This is a genomic window from Pseudoxanthomonas sp. SE1 (assembly GCF_029542205.1).
Classification (GTDB): Bacteria; Pseudomonadota; Gammaproteobacteria; order Xanthomonadales; family Xanthomonadaceae; genus Pseudoxanthomonas_A.
Window position 1 is genome coordinate 2111031 of sequence record NZ_CP113783.1, and the last position, 17109, is coordinate 2128139.

Below are 17109 nucleotides of genomic sequence, written 5' to 3' on the forward strand. Positions count from 1 at the left end.
AGGTCCCGGGCTGCACGAATGGCCCGACGATACCCAACCCGGTCGCGCACGCCAAGCGCTGTTACACCCTAACGCTGCAGCGCGATGACAGTTTCCTGAATTGCGTGATTGTCTAACGCGCAAGGGACTGACTACCATGCGCGCACCATGACGCGTGCCCTACGCCAACTCAGCCGATTCCTGCGCCTGCCGGCGCTGGCACTGCTGTTGTTCGCGGTGGTGGCCAATCCGGTGCTGGCGGCCGTGGGCGATATCCACGAGTCGGCCCAGGCCGTGGCCGATCATGCCGATCCGGAGCACTGCGATGTCAGCGATGACGCCACCAGCGCGGTGGTTGATCAGGATGCCGGCGATCAGGACGAGGGTTCGGCCGGCGATCTGCTGCACGCGCTGGTCCATGGCGCCCATGCGTGCGGCCACCCGGTGGCTATTCCCTCGCCCGCCCTTGTGGTCGATCCGCTCGCTCCTCAGGCGATCGCGCCTGTGCACGAGATCCAGCCGCTGGATTCCCTGCAGCCGCTGTCCCTAACCCGTCCCCCGATTACGGCCTAACGCTGCACGCCGGCTTGCCGGTGCATCGTTCTTTCGCCTAATCGGAGATACCTCATGTGGTTGCGACTGGCAGCGTGCGCTGCCTTTTTGGTCGTGCCCGTTGCGTACGCGCAGACGGGGACGGCGCCCTCTTCTACCCTTTCGTTGGACGACGCCATTGCGCGCGTTGCCACGACACACCCTGACCTGCGCATCTTCGACGGACGTCGTCAGGTCCTGGATGCCAACTTGGCATCGGCGGCCCTCAAGCCCCCGATGACCCTCGGCGCAACCATCGAAAACACGCTCGGCACCGGCAACTATCGCGGTTTCAGCGAGGCCGAGCTCACGGTCACCCTGGCTGGGGTGATCGAGCGCGGCGGCAAGCTCAACGCCCGGCAAGCCCTGGCGCTGGCTAACATTGATACGTTGGCGCCGCAGCGTGAGATGGCAAGGCTGGACCTGCTGGCCGAGACGGCGCAGCGTTATCTGGCGGTCACCGCGGCGACCAAGCGCAAGAGCATCGCCGAGTTGGACATTGTTCAACGTAGGCGCGCTGTCGATGCAGCACGTACCCGCCTGACCGCAGGTGCGTCACCTGAGTCCGTCGTGCTCACCGCACAGGCGGCCTTGGCCACGGCCGAGCTGGATCGGGATCGTGCCATTGCCGATGAAGCGGCCACGCGCCAGAACCTGGCGGCCCTGTGGAATGAGCGCACGCCCAGCTTCACCGTGGCCGCGGGCAATCCTTTGGTGCTGCCGGAACTGCAGAGCTTCAATGCACTGAGTGACTACCTGCAGAACACGCCCGAGCTTGCTGAGTTGGCGGGCGTGGAGCGTGTGCGTGAGGCCCAGCTACGTCTGGCTCGTACGCAAGCTACGCCTGATCTGCAGTGGCAGGCCGGTGGACGCTACAACCGATCTACGAGTGATGTGGGGTTCATGGCCGGCATCAGCATTCCGCTGGGGTCGGCACGCCGTGCCGCACCGGGCATCCGGGCGGCTGAAGCCGAACTGGCCATGACGCCGATCGAACGCGAGTCCCTGCGTATCGATCTGTACTCCGCGCTCACCAACGCCTACGGCAATTACTCCACGGCACGGTTGGAAGTCGGTCGCCTGCGTACCGACGTGATCCCGCGCTTGGAGAAGGCTGAGAAGGCCGCCGAGTACGCGTGGAAAGCCGGTGCGATCAGCTATCTGGAGTGGTCGCAGCTGCAGGCGCAACGCGTGGAAGCCAGCGTGCGCCAGCTGCAAGTGGCCGTCGATGCACAAGCTGCCCTGATCGAGATCCAGCGCCTGACCGGGCAGCCGATCGTCGCCAGCGGCACCACCACTCCATAAGGATTTCCACATGAAGAACGTTGCAAAGATTGCAGCTCCGACGTTGCTGCTGGGCGCTGTCCTGATGCTGGCCGCTTGCGGTGGTTCCAAGGACGCCACGGAAGAGAAAACGGCGCCTGCCAAAGAGGCCAGCGCTGAGGGTGACGATCACGGCGCCGAAGGCGAAGCCGGGCACGAGGAAGGGGAAGCTGGCCACGGTGAGGAAGCCGGCGGTCATGAAGAAGAAGGTGCCGAGAAGACCACGATCCCGCAGGAAGAAGCTGACAAGAGTGGCGTGAAAGTGGCCAAAGTCAGTGAGGGTGCCATCAAGAACGAACTGGAAGTCCAAGGCGTGCTGACGCCGATGGAAGGCGGCGTGGCCCAGGTCACTGCGCGCTACCCCGGCGTGGTGCGTACCCTGCGCGCCAATGTGGGCGATACCGTGCGTCAAGGCCAGGCGCTGGCCGTGGTGCACAGCAATCTGAGCCTCACCACCTACACCATCACCGCACCGATCAGCGGCGTCGTCCTCAGTCGACAAGGAAGTGTCGGTGGCGTAGCCGCCGAAGGCCAGCCGCTGTTTGAGATCGGCGATCTGTCCAAGGTGTGGGTCGACCTGCATGTGTTCGGGGCCGATGCGCAGTACCTGCGTCCGGGCGTGGCCGTCACGGTCAGTCGCCTGTACGACAACGTCAGCGCTACGACGACCATCGAACGCGTGCTGCCCAGCACGTCAACGGCGAGCCAGAGCCTGGTCGCCCGTGCCGCACTGCCCAACGAGGATGGCTTCTGGCGTCCAGGCACCGCGGTCAAGGCGCAAATCACGATGTCCACCAGCGATGCGGGCGTCGTGATTCCGCAGTCGGCCATCCAGAGCATGGACGGCAAGGACGTGGTGTTTGTGCGTGACGGCGATACCTACACGGCGCGGCCGGTGAAGCTGGGTGATCGTGACTCCACGCAAGTGGCCGTGCTGGAAGGCGTGAAGGCCGGCGAGGACATCGTGGTGACCCAGAGCTACCTGGTCAAGGCGGACATCGAAAAGTCCGGCGCGACACACGCGCACTAAAGGAGACCGTCATGCTCGAAAAAATCATAAAAGTCGCGATTAATCATCGCTGGCTGGTCATGACGTTGACGGTGGCCTTGATCGCCATCGGCATCTGGAGTGCCCGTCAGATCCCTATCGATGTCACCCCCGACATCACCAACGTCCAGGTTCAGATCAACACCGAAGCGGCCGGTTACTCGCCACTGGAGGCCGAGCAACGCGTCACGTTCCCCATCGAGACGGCCATGGCCGGTCTGCCGAAGATGGAGTACTTCCGCTCGATCTCCCGCTACGGGCTGTCCCAGGTCACCGTCGTGTTCAAGGACGGGACGGACATTTACTTTGCGCGTCAGCAGGTCTCCGAGCGCGTGGCGCAAGTGAAGGCGCAAATGCCCGAAGGTATCGAACCCACCCTGGGTCCGATTGCCACCGGTATGGGCGAGATCTTCTCCTACACCATCGATGCCGATCCCAAAGCCCGCAAACCCGATGGCACGCCCTACACCGCCACCGATCTGCGTACGCTGCAAGACTGGGTGATTCGTCCGCAACTACGCAACGTTCCGGGTGTGACCGAAGTCAACACCATGGGCGGCTTCAAGCGTGAGGTTCACGTCACGCCTGATCCTGCCAAGCTGCGCTCGCTGGACCTGACCTTTGAAGATGTAGTGACGGCCCTGCAGGCCAACAACCAGAACGTGGGCGCCGGCTACATCGAACGTAACGGCCAGCAGTTCCTGGTGCGTGTGCCGGCACAGGTCTCGGACATTCCTGCCATTCAGAAGATCGTCGTCACCCGTCGTGACGGTGTGCCCATTCGGGTTCGTGATCTGGCCAATGTGGCCGACGGTGAAGAACTGCGTACTGGTGCGGCAACCCAGAACGGCCACGAGGTCGTGCTCGGCTCGGTGGTCATGCTCGTGGGCTCCAACAGCCGTGACGTCTCCCAAGCCGCGGCCGCCAAGCTTCAGGAAGCGGCCAAGAGTCTGCCCAAGGGCGTTACTGCCACGCCGGTGTACGACCGTACCTCGCTGGTGGATCGCACGATTACCACGGTCGCCAAGAACCTGATCGAAGGCGCGTTGCTGGTCATCGTCATCCTGTTCCTGCTGCTAGGCAACTTCCGAGCTGCTCTGATCACGGCTGCGGTGATTCCACTGTCGATGCTGTTCACCTTGACCGGTATGGAGCGCGGTGGCGTGTCGGCCAACCTGATGAGCCTGGGCGCACTGGACTTCGGTCTGATCGTCGACGGCGCGGTCATCATCATCGAGAACTGCCTGCGTCGCTTTGGCGAACGTCAGCATGAACTCGGGCGTGAGATGACGCTGGAAGAGCGTTTTGAAGTGGCCTCCAGCGCATCGGCCGAAGTGATCCGACCGAGCTTGTTCGGTCTGGGCATCATCACCGCCGTCTACCTGCCGATCTTTGCCCTGACCGGTGTGGAAGGAAAGATGTTCCACCCGATGGCCATCACCGTGGTGCTGGCGCTGACGGGCGCGATGATCCTGTCCCTGACCTTCGTGCCCGCTGCCGTGGCGATGTTGCTCGGTGGCAAGGTCGAAGAGAAAGAGAACTGGCTGATGCGCTGGTTCCGTGGGCGCTACGAACCTTTGCTGGATCTGAGCCTGCGTAGCGGCAAGCTGGTGGCCATCGGTGCGATCGCCCTGCTGGTTGGCAGTGGGCTGCTCGCCTCTCGCATGGGTAGCGAGTTTGTTCCCAGCTTGGATGAGGGCGACTTCGCGCTTCAGGCCATGCGTATTCCCGGCACCAGCATGACCCAGTCCTTGGGCATGCAACGCATCGTGGAAGAACGTTTGCTGCAGTTCCCAGAAGTGGAGCGAGTGTGGTCGAAGATTGGTACGGCTGAGGTCGCCTCCGACCCGATGCCGCCGTCGGTGGCTGACACCTTCGTGATGGTCAAGCCGCGTGATCAGTGGCCCAACCCGCGCAAGCTCAAGGCGGACCTGGTGGCGGAAGTTGAGGCGGAGATGAAGAAGATCCCCGGCAACAACTACGAGTTCACCCAGCCGATCCAAATGCGTACCAACGAGCTGATTTCGGGCGTGCGCGCGGACGTGGCGATCAACCTGTACGGCGATGACCTGGATACGTTGCTGGAAGTGGGCCAGAAGATCGAGGCCGCCGCCCGCAAGGTACCCGGTGCAGCTGACGTTCGCCTGGAACAGGCTGCTGGCCTGCCCATGCTCTCGGTGCTGCCCGATCGGGATGCCTTGGCACGCTATGGCCTGAATCCGGCTGACGTGCAGCGCAACGTGGCCACGGCCATCGGGGGTGAAGTCGCCGGCCAGCTGTTTGAGGGTGATCGACGCTTCGACATCGTGGTCCGTTTGCCAGAACAGCAGCGACTGGATCCCACTGCGCTCTCAGCATTGCCCATCTCGCTGACGGCGGCCATCGCGGCCAACCAGGCTGATGAGTCGGTGGGTACACAGGCCAACGCCGCTCAGGCGCAGGTCGTACCGCTGAGTTCGGTGGCACGCGTGGAGATCTCCGAGGGAGCCAACCAGATCAATCGTGAGAACGGCAAGCGGCGCATCATCGTGACCGCCAATGTCCGTGACCGCGATCTGGGCAGCTTCGTCTCCGAACTGCAGTCCACCATCGATCAACAGGTGACGGTGCCTACCGGCTACTGGATCGAGTACGGCGGCAGCTTCGAGCAGCTGATCTCGGCCAGTAAGCGTCTGTCCATCGTGGTGCCGGTGACCCTGGTGCTGATCTTTGCCCTGCTATTCATGGCCTTTGGTTCGGCCAAGGACGCGCTCATCGTCTTCAGCGGTGTTCCGCTGGCCTTGACCGGTGGCGTGCTGGCGTTGGCGCTGCGCGGGATTCCTCTGTCGATCTCGGCGGGCGTGGGCTTTATCGCGCTCTCAGGTGTGGCGGTGCTCAACGGCCTGGTGATGATCAGCTTCATCCGAAGCCTCCGCGAGAGCGGTCAGCCGATGGCCGAAGCCATCCGCGAAGGTGCGCTCACGCGTCTGCGACCGGTCCTGATGACGGCGTTGGTGGCCTCGCTTGGCTTCGTGCCGATGGCCCTGAATGTCGGTGCGGGCTCGGAAGTGCAGCGTCCGCTGGCCACCGTGGTCATTGGCGGAATCATCTCCTCCACGTTGCTGACGCTGGTGGTACTACCGGTGTTCTACCGATGGGTGCACACCCGCTTCAATCGCACCCCGGCGCACATGAAATCGTGACAGGGCACGGCGGCGGTGTACGCACCGCCGCCCTACCCCGTTCCTAGCCGCTCTTTTGCATCTGTTCCCAGGAGAACACGCATGAGCACAGGGCATGATCATGGAACGTCCGAGATCCGGTACGAGAAGCCCCTATGGTGGGCGCTCGGCCTGACTTCCACGTTCCTCATCGCCGAGATAATCGGCGGTCTGGTAACAAATAGTTTGGCGCTGCTATCCGATGCGGCGCACATGATGACCGATGTCATCGCCCTCACCGTGTCGTTGATCGCGGTGCGTATGAGTCGACGTCCGGCTGATGCTCGCCGCACCTATGGCTATGCCCGTATGGAAGCCATCGGCGCGATCATCAACGGCGGTCTGTTGTTCGTGGTCGCCGGCTACATCCTGTGGGAGGCGGTGGGACGTTTTCGTGAGCCGCCGGAAGTTGCGTCCACGGGCATGTTGGTCATCGCCATGCTGGGTTTGATCGTCAACCTGATCTCCATGCGCCTGCTACGCGCTGGCAGCGGCACCAGCTTGAATGTGAAGGGTGCCTACCTGGAGGTTTGGAGCGATATGCTCGGGTCGGTGGGCGTCATCATTGGCGCGATCGTCATCAAGGTCACGGGTTGGACGCTGGTCGATCCGATCATTGCGGTGTTGATCGGCCTGTGGGTGCTACCCCGTACCTGGACCCTGCTCAAGCAGGCGGGCCATATCCTGATGCAGGGTGTGCCGGAAGGCATGGATGTGGCGGCCATCCGCAAGCGGCTGATCGAGATGCCGGCCGTGCAAGAGGTCCATGATCTTCATGTGTGGTCGTTGGGGATTGGGCAGGTCGTGCTGACGGCTCACATCGTACTGGCGGCGGGAGTGCCCGATCCGGACACGATCCAAGTCGAGCTCACCCGGGTGATCGAGCAGCAGTTCGATATCCACGACGTGACTTTGCAGGTGGAACGCACTTCGTGCAAAAGCGAGGTGGGCCATGCCTGACCGGAATCGAGCGAGTTTCCGCAAGGTTTTCGCCCGATTCCAAGACACATCGCTCCGAGGTTCAACAAGCGCACACCGTCCGCGTTGGCGGGTGGCGCTGAGCCTGGAGCTGGTCATCCTGACGGTTGCCGTCTTCTTTGCGTTCACCGCAAACGGCGCCTTCTGGGCCAGTGTCAAAGAGTCAGACGTCCTAAGCGGGGCGAGAGAACTGCGTTTCTACATCGGGGTGACCGCTGCCCTGGTTGGCTTGCATGCGTTGCTGTTCGGCTTGGTGCTCAACCGCTGGATTGCCCGACCTGTTCTGGCGATCCTGCTGGTGACCACCGCCTCGGCGGCTTACTTCGCCAGCACGTACGCGGTCTATCTGGATCCGAGCATGGTCCGCAACGTGATCCGGACCGATGTGGCAGAGGCCCGTGAGCTGTTGACCTGGGACATGGTGGGCACGGTCTCGCTGATGGGCGTGCTGCCGGCGGCCGCTTTGTGGCTGGTGCACTTGCCGCGCTTCACGCTCAAGCAGGCCCTGCTACGCCGGATGCTGTTCCTGGGTGCGATGTTGTTACTCACGTGCGTGGGGGTGATGGCCACCTTCCAGGACGTGTCCTCGCTGATGCGCAATGACAAAGCGCTGCGCTACCTGATCGCGCCGGGCAACTACCTGGCGTCCATCACGCGCGTGCTCAGCCAAGAGGCCGGGAGCCCAAAGCTGCCGCGCCAGGTCGTGGCGGCCGATGCCCGGCAGCAGGCGCACGCGCCCTCGACCAAGTCCCACCTGTTGGTGGTCGTGGTTGGCGAGACCGTGCGCGCCCAGAACTGGGGCTTAAACGGCTACGAACGGCAGACCACGCCTCAGCTGTCGAAGTTGAACGTCATCAACTTCAGCGACGTCACTGCGTGCGGGTCCAACACGGAAGTCTCCGTGCCCTGCATGTTCTCCCTTGCTGGCCGGCGCAACTACGACCGCGAGAACATCGTGGGTTCCGAGTCGCTGCTACACGTGCTGGAGCGGGCCGGCGTCAAGACGTTGTGGCGGGACAACCAGACCGGCTGCAAGGGCGTCTGCGATGGTTTGTCCTTCGAGTCCTACCGCAAGCCGCCGGAGAGCTCGCTGTGCGATGACCAGGCCTGCCGTGATGCGGTGATGCTGCAAGGTTTGCACGATGTGATCGATGACAACCCCGGCGACACGGTGGTGGTTCTGCATCAACTGGGCAATCACGGGCCGGCGTACTTCAAACGCTATCCGGAAGCACTCCGTCAGTTTCGGCCTGACTGTCGTTCCTCGGATCTGGGCAGCTGCACGCGGCAAGAGATCGTCAACGCCTACGACAACGCCATCCTGGAAACGGATGACTTCCTGTCCAAGACGATCCAGATGCTCTCGCAAGACACCACGCACGACACGGCGATGATCTATGTCTCCGATCACGGCGAGTCGCTGGGCGAAGGCAACGTCTATCTGCACGGCTTGCCCTACTCCATTGCGCCGGACACCCAGATCAAGGTGCCGATGGTGGCCTGGCTTTCACCGGGCATGGCCGGCGGTAAGGGCGTCAACACCGCGTGCGTGCGCAGTCGGGCAAGCCAGCCGATCAGCCACGACAACCTGTTCCATTCCGTCCTGGCATTGATGCAGGTCAAGACCGAGGCCTACGAGCCGACGCTGGATGTGTTCTTCGGATGTCAGGCCACGGCGGGAGCCTCGCCATGAGGCCTTCCGACTGTACTCCCACCTCTGCCCGGCGAACATCGCCGGGCCTTCCGATGCTTTGCGCGAGATTGCGATCGAAGCGCGCACTCACTCTTTCTCGAGGAACGTCCCATGGCTGATGGGTATGGCCACCTGCCGCGTGGTCCCAAGCGTTTGATGATGGCCACGTGCTGGTCTTTTCAAGGACTGCGCGCCGCTTGGCTGCATGAATCCTCCTTCCGACTTGAAGTGGTAATCGCCCTTGTGATGGCACCGCTGGGACTGCTGCTGGGTGAGAACGGTGTGGAGCGCGCCTTGCTGGCGATCTCCGTCCTGCTGGTACTGCCCGTGGAGCTTCTCAACTCGGCCATCGAGGCAGTGATCGAGCGCTACGGCCCCGAACACCACGAACTGGCCGGTCGCGCCAAGGACATGGGTTCGGCCGCCGTCTTCCTGACTTTGGCCATGGCGGCGCTGACATGGCTGGCCATCTTGGCCAGCTGATGCGACGCCTTTGGAGCGTGATATGGCATACGTACTGTTAGCCGCACTGGTGATTGCCCTGGGCTGGGGACTGAAGTCGGCGATGTCGATTCCCCACCCCGATGGCCTCACCGTGATTCTCAGCAGCACCGTGGTGCTGACGGGCGCGCTGTTCTGGGTGGTGGTCACCCTGCACGCGCTGGATCTGCTGGTGGCGTTCAAGCGCGACGATCGCCGGTATCTGTCCGAGTTCGCGGCCGCGATGCGGCCACGCCTGCGTGAGTTGCTGGTGGCCGCGCCGGTGATGTTGCTCGGCTTGCTCATCGCCTATCGATCCGTGGGCACCGCCGGCACCGTGGTCGCCGCCCTGGAGGCGCCGTTCTACGCGCTCGCCATCGCGTCGGCGCTGATGGCCAGACCCCTGCAGGCCATACCCGTGCGCCGGCGGCGCACGGGCATTGTGCTGAGCGTGATCTACGGCGCCCTGTTCACCATCACCGCGGTCCTGCAGTCGGCTGTCGCCACCCGCACGGGCATGCAGGGCGCCGCGCCGTGGTTGGGGGTGACGTCGGCCCTGGCAGCGATCGCGGCCTGGGTGTCGGCGGCCAAATTCAGAGCTTCGATCGAGCAGGCACGCGCCCTGTCATCGCCGGTGATCGAGAGCTTCGGCAATCCCTTTCCCCGCCATCAGAACCGGCCGTCCCCACCGGACGGGACGTCGCCGCCTTTGCGCAAAGGGCCGTCCGGGCCGCCGCCGCACGGCGGACGAAAGCGTCGACGCCGCTTCTAGATCGCGCGATCCCGCACCGAAGGTTTCCCGTTCTCTTCCTCTGTTTGCACGAGCGATACGCCGATGCGTCATTCCCTTAGCGACCTCTCCCCTCGCCAGACGTGGCTGCTGATCCTGCTGGTCATCGCGGCGTTGCTGGCCGGCCTGGGCTTACGCGAGCCGATGCCCGCAGACGAGCCGCGCTTCGTACTGGCGGCCAAGACCATGGTGGAGACCAGCCAATGGCTGTTCCCGCAGCGCGGGATTGAGCTCTACGCCGAGAAGCCGCCCACCTTCATGTGGCTGCAGGCGGCCAGTTATGTGCTGGTGCGCAGTTGGGATGTGGCATTCCTGCTGCCGTCCTTGCTGGCCGCGCTGCTGACGCTGTGGCTGACCGGCGATCTTGCTCGGCGCCTGTGGGGAAAGCGCACGACCGACTACACCGTGTTGGGCCTGTTCGTCTGCCTGCAGTTCGTGCTGCAAGCCAAGCGCGCGCAGATCGACATGGTGCTGGTGGGCATGACCACGCTCTCGCTATGGGCGCTGGTGCGCTACCTGCTTGAAAAGCCCAGCCCCTGGCTGCTGATGGTGGGCACCTTCGCCGCTGGCTTGGGCACGGTCACCAAGGGCGTGGGCTTTCTGCCGTTGTTGGTGTTCGTGCCTTGGCTGTGGGTGCGGTGGAAGTCGCCCCACCTCCTGCCCTCGCACCGAGGGGTGCATGTGCTGGCCGGCATTGCGGGTTTTGTGCTGGGCGCGGGTGTGTGGCTGGTACCGATGCTGGCCACGGTGGCGGCCTCATCGGATCCGGCCCTGCACACCTACGCGCGGGAAATGCTGTTCAAGCAGACCGGCACCCGCTACGCCAATGCCTGGCACCACGTAAAACCCGCTTGGTACTACCTACAGACCATGCTCACGCTGTGGCTGCCAGGCGTGCTGCTCGCGCCGTGGTTGCTGCCGGCGTGGTGGCGGCGTGTGCGTCGCGTGGACCCGCGTTACGCGCTACTGCTCGGTTGGGCGCTGCTGGTGCTGGTCTTCTTCAGTGCCAGCCCGGGCAAGCGCGAGGTCTACATCTTCCCGATGCTGCCTGCCCTGGCGCTCGCCGCATCGCCGTTGTTGGCCGGCTTGCTGCGCCGGCGTGGCGTACGCGCGGTGCTGTGGTCGTACCTGTCGGTGGTGATCACCCTGACGGGCGCCTTGGGCCTGTGGTTACTGACCGCCTCGCCCGAACGCGTGCAAGGCCTGCTCGAAGGACGCGGCATGGACATGAGCACCGTCAAGCAGGTCAGTGGCTGGCTGCTGGCCTTCACCGTCGTGAGCCTGGTCGTGATGGTCGCCGCACGCCGGAGGGTGGTGTTTGCGCTGGTGGCGGTCACCGCCTCGCTGTGGATCGCCTATGGCGTGGGATTCATGCCGGCGCTCAGTCCTGACAGTTCTGCCAAAGCGCTGATGCAACGCGTGGAGGCCACCATCGATCTGGATGCGGAACTGGCCATGCTCGGCTGGCGCGAACAGCATCTGCTCCAGGCCGACCGGCCGGTTACCGAGTTCGGTTTCAAGAAGCCCTGGGTGGAGCAGTGGCAGCAGGCGCACACCTGGCTGCTGCAGGACCCGACGCGACGCTGGCTGTTCCTGCGCAAGGAAGCCATTGGGCCTTGCCTGGATCCAATGCAGGTCATCGACATCGGCGCCTCCAATCGACGCGCCTGGATTCTGGCACCGGGTACGGCCTGGATTCTGGACTGCGAAGTCCCGGCCACGTGGTCAGCCGATGTCAGCGAAGACTGAGTCATCCTTCTCCTTTCCCGCACGCCCTTCTGCTGAGTCCTTCGCCATGCAAAGCCCGTCCCTGCCCCGGATGCCCAGTCTGTCAGTCGTCATTCCCGTCTTCAACGAACGCGGCAACATCGGGCCGCTCGTGCAGGAGGTGGTGCATCACCTGCGCGGCAAGATCGCCTTCGACATCATCTGTGTGGACGATCGCTCCGACGATGACACGCGTGAGGTACTCGTCTGGCTCAAAGCCGAGGTGCCCGAACTGCGGGTGTTGCTGCACCATCAACGCAGTGGGCAAAGCACCGCCATCCGCAATGGCGTCAAGCACGCGCTCTCGCCCTGGATCGCCACGCTCGATGGCGACGGCCAGAACGATCCGGCCGACATCCTGAAACTACTGACCGCTCGCCAAGCGGCTTCGCCGCAGATACGCCTGTTCGCTGGCTGGCGCACCGAGCGCAAGGACACGGCCAGCAAGCGCTGGGCCTCGCGCTGGGCCAATCGCATCCGGCAATCACTGTTGCGGGATGACACGCCCGATACCGGCTGTGGCATCAAGCTGTTCGACCGCGCTGCATTCTTGGACCTACCCTATTTCGATCACATGCACCGCTACCTGCCGGCACTGATGCAGCGCGCCGGCTGGAAGACACTCAGTGTGCCGGTCTCCCACCGACCGCGGGGATCGGGCCAGTCCAAGTACACCAACCTGGGCCGTGCGCTGGTGGGCATCCGCGACCTGATGGGCGTGGCCTGGCTGATCCAGCGCAGCCATGTAACCGCCACCAGCGAGCTCAGTGCTGGCTCCAAGTCATGAACGTAATGGATCAGGAAATCCTATGGTTGAGCTGGACGGGCCTACATACAACGCCCTGGAAGCTCATTGGCCTGACCGGTGCGGCCTTCTTCGGCGTGCGCTGGCTGATCCAGTTCGTGGCGTCCAAACGCGCCGGCCGGCCGGTGATCCCGCGCCTGTTCTGGTACATGAGTTTGTGCGGCAGCCTGATGGCTTTGAGCTACTTCCTGTTCTCGTCCAAGCAGGATGCCGTGGGCGTCGTGCAGAACCTGCTGCCGGCCTTCACCGCCGCGTATAGCCTGTATCTGGACATACGCCATCACCGTAGCATTGGTACGAGCGCCGTAGCCAAACCCGCCTCGTCCCCTTCCGAGGACGATCACTCCTGCTAGATCGTGGCACTGGGCTGCGCGCTTGGTCGACTTTCGCGCCACGCAGCCCGCAACACGCGCACCGCCGAGCGCAGGAACAGAACCAGCAACGCTGCAGCAATCACTAGGTCGGGCCACCCCGCGCCGAAGGCCCACACCAGCGCCGCGGCCAGGATGACGGCGACGCCCTCGTAGATATCATTGCGCGAACACTCCCACGCCGAGGCCATGTTGATATCGCCGGCGCGATAGGGGTTCAGCAACCACAGGCAGACCGCATTGGCCGCCAAGTTAAGCAACGCAGCCACCCCCATGCTCTCAAAGATCGGAACACCCGGATGGGCCAAGCGCCAGACGATCTGTACGCCTACCGCGATCGCGGCCCCTAGGATCAAGAAGCCTTTGAGCAGGGCCACCCGGCCCTTCAGGTGTGCCGATGCGCCCACCACCGCCAGGCTCACCGCATAGGTCAGCGCATCCCCGAGGTTGTCCAGGCTTCCGGACAACAGGGACGAAGAGTGGGAGTGCCACGCGGCGAGGGCCATCATGACGAAGGTCGCCAGGTTGATCAGCAGCACGATCACCAGCACCTTGCGCTGCTTGGCTTGCATACCCGCTACATCGACTACCTTGCCGCAGCCACAGCATTCAGACATCACGCGCTCCGTTGAGGGGCCACTCCTGCAACCGGAAAATCACAGTTTGGGCCCGGCTAGCGTAAAGTCTGTAGTAACTACAGAGTCAAGCGATCCTTCCATGAAGATCAGTCAGGCTGCCGAAGCCAGCGGATGCCACCTTGAAACCATCCGCTACTACGAGAAGATCGGGCTGCTGCCCCACCCCACTCGCACGGACAGTGGTTATAGGGCTTATACGAGCGCCGATATCGAGCGCCTGCGGTTCATCGCGCGAGGGCGGGATCTGGGCTTCAGTCTGGAAGAGATCCGCAGCCTCCTGCAACTGGCCAGCGATGAGCGTTTGTCCTGCGACGACGTCGATCGCCTGGCGCGTACACATCTGACCGATATTCGTGCGCGCCAGGAAGATCTTCGCCGGATGGCCGATGAACTTGAGCGTGTCATCATCAGTTGCCACGGGGGACAGCGGGCCGAGTGCACGATTCTTTCGACGCTACGTCAGCCAACGCAAAGTTTTGAGGTGTAACTGTGTAGCGTTTTTTTACTATCGGCCAAAAGCGGACTGGACCGGCCAGAGTTCTGTAGACACTCAGTCGCCGCTCTGCGCGTAGCGCCTTTCAAACTCTACCGGTGACAGTCCGCCAGCGGAACCATGCCGGCGGATCGGGTTGTAGAACATCTCGATGTAGTCGAACACGTCCGATGCTGCCATCGCGCGTGTCGGGTAGATCCGCCGCTTGATCCGCTCTTTCTTCAGCACGCTGAAGAAGCTCTCGGCCACGGCATTGTCGTGGCAGTTCCCGCGTCGGCTCATGCTCGGCACCATCCGGTGCGCTTTCAGGAACGACTGCCAATCGCTGCTGGTGAACTGACAGCCCTGATCCGAATGCACCAGCACGCCTGGGCCCGGCTTGCGCCGCCAAGCCGCTGCCACCAGCGCCTGCAGCACCAGATCGCTGGTCATCGTCGGCGCCGTCGCCCAGCCGACGATCTGCCGCGAGTACAGGTCCATCACCGCTGCCAGGAACAGCCAGCCCTCGTAGGTCCGGATGTAGGTGATGTCCGTCACCCAGACCGTGTTCGGCGCCGGTGGCGCGAAGTTCCGGTTGAGCACATTGGTCACCACGCCCACGGGACCTCCGCGATGACGTGGCTTGCGGCCGTAGCCGACTTGGGCACGCAGGCCTTCTGCCTTCATCAGCCTAAGGACGCGGTGCCGGCTGCAGCGCTCGCCGGCCTCGCGCAGGTCCAGGGTGATCTTGCGGTAGCCATACACCGTGCCGCTGGTCAGCCAGTGGTGCTTGATCAGCCCCAGCAGGCGCTGATCTTCGCGCTCACGAGCGCTGGCGCCATGGCGCAGCCAAGCGTAGTAGCCGCTGCGCTGCACGCCAAGCACCCGGCACATCGCCACCAAGCGGAACTCCCGGGCGTGCGCACGCATGAACGCGTACTTCGCCCTTACCCCTTGGCAAAGTACGCGGCGGTGAGTTCAACCCGTCAATGCAACATGATCAACAGTTGCACTGATAGGAGCGAACGATATGGCAAGGATGGGACGGCCCGGCATGTCTCGAGCCCAGAAGCGAGATCTATGGCGACGATGGAAGGGCGGCCAGTCGCTCAGCGACATTGCCCGCTTCTTTGACAAGAATCCGGGTTCGATTTTCGGGGTTCTGGCCGCGCAAGGCGGGATCGCGCCGAGGGAACGTCGCCGATCCGCCCGGTCGCTGAGCTTAATGGACCGCGAAGAGATATCTCGATGCCTAGCTTCTGGCCAGTCGTTTCGCCAGATTGCGCTCAGCCTAGGGCGGCCTACCTCGACGATTAGCCGGGAAGTGGCACGGCATGGTGACCGTGACCGATATCGGGCCGCACATGCCGATGAGGCCGCTTGGGAGGCAGCCCGGAGGCCACAGTCTTGCCGGTTGGCCGATAACCCTCGTCTGCGCTGGTTGGTGGCTTGCAAGCTGGGCCAGCAGTGGTCGCCGGAACAGATCGCCGGCTGGCTTAAGCTGAGGTTCCCGCTCAACCAGGCACTGCAGGTGTCGCACGAAACGATCTACCGGAGCTTGTTCATCCAGGCGCGCGGCCTGCTCAAGAAGGAACTCCTGGCGCACCTGCGCACGCGTCGTCGTATGCGCCACTCAAAGCTGGCCACCGCGATGCCTCGCGGCGGGATCATCGACGCGGTATCGATTCGGGAGCGTCCGGCGGAGGTCGAAGATCGCGCCGTGCCAGGGCATTGGGAGGGTGATCTGATCACGGGCAGCAACAATTCCCACATCGCGACGCTTGTGGAACGGCACTCGCGCTTCGTGATGCTGGTGAAAGTGAAGGGTAAGGACACCAACAGCGTCGTCTCGGCGCTGAGCCGGCAAGTGAAAACACTGCCAACCGCGCTGCGAAAATCGCTGACGTGGGATCGAGGCGGTGAGATGGCCAGCCACAAGAACTTCACCGTGGCGACCGACACGCAGGTCTACTTCTGCGATCCGCAAAGCCCTTGGCAGCGCGGTTCGAACGAAAACACCAATGGCCTTCTGCGGCAGTACTTCCCCGACGGCACGGATCTATCCCGCCATTCGCAGGCATTCTTGAACAAGATCGCCAGACGTCTCAACGAAAGACCTCGTAAGACCTTGGGCTTCCAGACGCCAGCCGCTAAGCTGAGCCAAGCCGTTGCGTCGACGGGTTGAACTCACCGCGGCTTTTTTTAGGATGTCGCGCTCCTCGGTCACCCGCCGTAGCTCGGCCTTGAGCCGGCGGATCTCGGCTGAGTCGCTCGGCGCAACCGTGGCTCCAGCGGCCGGCATCGTCTTCTTGGCCGCCTGCACCCAGCCATACAACGTGTGCTTGGGAATCCCGATCCGGGAGGCGACGTCCACCACCGTGAAGCCACGCTCGATCACCTGCTTCACCGCTTCGGCCCGGAACTCATCCGTGTACTGCTTGCTGTTGCTCATAAACACCTCGGTCATTGCCATCAATTATGGCAACCGGATGTCTACGAAAGGCTGGCCGGTCCAGTTTGCGCTTATGTTAGCAATCCCATATCAAGGAAATTGTTCAGAACCCACTGACGCCGCCACGATGCGTGGAGAGATACGTAGATTCACCCTCGCCCTGTGCGGCTTTGCGATGCTCGCCGCTCAGCTCTTCCACATCTATCTTCCCTGGCTGATTGCGCGACCGGCGATGCTCGCCTTCCTGATGCTGATGCTGTTCGGCACGCCTATGCTCCTGTTTCCGCTGGCAAGGAGCCCGATCACTCTGGCGGTTCTCGTTGCGATGGCAGGCTGGTCGCCAGCCTGTGGATCGGCGGTGAAGGCACGCCTTCTGCATCGAGGCTCGGTCCGCAGCAATCGGCGACCAGCATCGGGCCGATTCTGGCGCCGATCGCCGTCGCCGCCATCAGCACGGATGGGCAGTTTGTCGTTGCCTGGGGGCTGGCCGCGGCTTCGCTCATGCTGACGCTCAGCCTTTCA

The 17109-nt window shown here is 63.3% G+C and carries 15 protein-coding genes and 2 pseudogenes; 13 read left to right on the forward strand and 4 right to left on the reverse strand.

Features of this window, described 5'->3' with window-relative positions; translation table 11 throughout:
* The first annotated feature begins 147 nt into the window (after nt 1–147).
* The 11 genes from OY559_RS09980 (at nt 148) to OY559_RS10030 (ending at nt 13007) form a co-directional block, all read left to right on the forward strand.
* Nucleotides 148–552: a hypothetical protein gene (locus tag OY559_RS09980; RefSeq protein ID WP_277729866.1), complete on the forward strand. Its 405-nt coding sequence runs from the start codon at nt 148–150 to the stop codon at nt 550–552.
* A gap of 54 nt (nt 553–606) precedes the next feature.
* A complete protein-coding gene (locus OY559_RS09985) occupies nt 607–1875 on the forward strand; it encodes a TolC family protein (protein WP_162407226.1) in 1269 nt (422 codons plus the stop codon).
* Between the two features lie 10 nt (nt 1876–1885).
* Complete coding sequence (locus tag OY559_RS09990) at nt 1886–2923, forward strand: efflux RND transporter periplasmic adaptor subunit (RefSeq protein WP_277729867.1); 1038 nt, start codon at nt 1886–1888, stop codon at nt 2921–2923.
* 11 nt (nt 2924–2934) lie between these two features.
* A complete protein-coding gene (locus OY559_RS09995; RefSeq protein WP_277729868.1) occupies nt 2935–6123 on the forward strand; it encodes an efflux RND transporter permease subunit in 3189 nt (1062 codons plus the stop codon).
* Between the two features lie 81 nt (nt 6124–6204).
* Complete coding sequence (locus OY559_RS10000; protein WP_277726184.1) at nt 6205–7101, forward strand: cation diffusion facilitator family transporter; 897 nt, start codon at nt 6205–6207, stop codon at nt 7099–7101.
* A 91-nt stretch (nt 7102–7192) separates the two neighbouring features.
* A complete protein-coding gene (locus tag OY559_RS10005) occupies nt 7193–8812 on the forward strand; it encodes a phosphoethanolamine transferase (RefSeq protein WP_246194443.1) in 1620 nt (539 codons plus the stop codon).
* Between the two features lie 111 nt (nt 8813–8923).
* On the forward strand, nt 8924–9295 hold the full coding sequence (locus tag OY559_RS10010) for a diacylglycerol kinase (RefSeq protein ID WP_162407221.1): 372 nt from the start codon (nt 8924–8926) through the stop codon (nt 9293–9295).
* Nucleotides 9296–9317: 22 nt separating this feature from the next.
* Nucleotides 9318–10064 (forward strand): hypothetical protein, encoded by a 747-nt coding sequence (locus OY559_RS10015; RefSeq protein ID WP_162407220.1) that lies wholly within the window; start codon nt 9318–9320, stop codon nt 10062–10064.
* 63 nt (nt 10065–10127) lie between these two features.
* Entirely contained in the window at nt 10128–11831 is a 1704-nt protein-coding gene (locus OY559_RS10020) for an ArnT family glycosyltransferase (RefSeq protein WP_343228713.1), read from the forward strand.
* 70 nt (nt 11832–11901) lie between these two features.
* Complete coding sequence (locus OY559_RS10025; RefSeq protein ID WP_277729974.1) at nt 11902–12636, forward strand: glycosyltransferase family 2 protein; 735 nt, start codon at nt 11902–11904, stop codon at nt 12634–12636.
* On the forward strand, nt 12633–13007 hold the full coding sequence (locus OY559_RS10030) for a lipid-A-disaccharide synthase N-terminal domain-containing protein (protein WP_162407218.1): 375 nt from the start codon (nt 12633–12635) through the stop codon (nt 13005–13007). The genes OY559_RS10025 and OY559_RS10030 overlap by 4 nt, the downstream gene beginning before the upstream one ends.
* Here OY559_RS10030 and OY559_RS10035 read toward each other — a convergent pair.
* Nucleotides 13004–13642, reverse strand: a complete 639-nt coding sequence (locus tag OY559_RS10035; RefSeq protein WP_162407217.1) for a cation efflux transmembrane domain-containing protein — start codon at nt 13640–13642, stop codon at nt 13004–13006. The genes OY559_RS10030 and OY559_RS10035 overlap by 4 nt on opposite strands.
* Before the next feature lie 100 nt (nt 13643–13742).
* Here OY559_RS10035 and OY559_RS10040 point away from each other — a divergent pair, with 100 nt between their 5' ends.
* Entirely contained in the window at nt 13743–14150 is a 408-nt protein-coding gene (locus tag OY559_RS10040) for a MerR family transcriptional regulator (RefSeq protein ID WP_162407216.1), read from the forward strand.
* A 63-nt stretch (nt 14151–14213) separates the two neighbouring features.
* Here the strand turns inward: OY559_RS10040 and OY559_RS10045 are convergent.
* Nucleotides 14214–15107: pseudogene (locus tag OY559_RS10045) on the reverse strand (IS3 family transposase); the annotation flags it as partial.
* A 67-nt stretch (nt 15108–15174) separates the two neighbouring features.
* On the opposite strand from OY559_RS10045, the gene OY559_RS10050 reads away from it, so the two are divergent.
* Nucleotides 15175–16320 carry an IS30 family transposase gene (locus tag OY559_RS10050; RefSeq protein WP_277729946.1) on the forward strand — a complete coding sequence of 382 codons (1146 nt, stop codon included), beginning with the start codon at nt 15175–15177 and terminating at the stop codon, nt 16318–16320.
* 12 nt (nt 16321–16332) lie between these two features.
* Here OY559_RS10050 and OY559_RS10055 read toward each other — a convergent pair.
* Nucleotides 16333–16587: pseudogene (locus tag OY559_RS10055) on the reverse strand (transposase); the annotation flags it as partial.
* Between the two features lie 302 nt (nt 16588–16889).
* Nucleotides 16890–17090 carry a hypothetical protein gene (locus OY559_RS10060; protein WP_155944466.1) on the reverse strand — a complete coding sequence of 67 codons (201 nt, stop codon included), beginning with the start codon at nt 17088–17090 and terminating at the stop codon, nt 16890–16892.
* Nucleotides 17091–17109 lie beyond the last annotated feature (19 nt).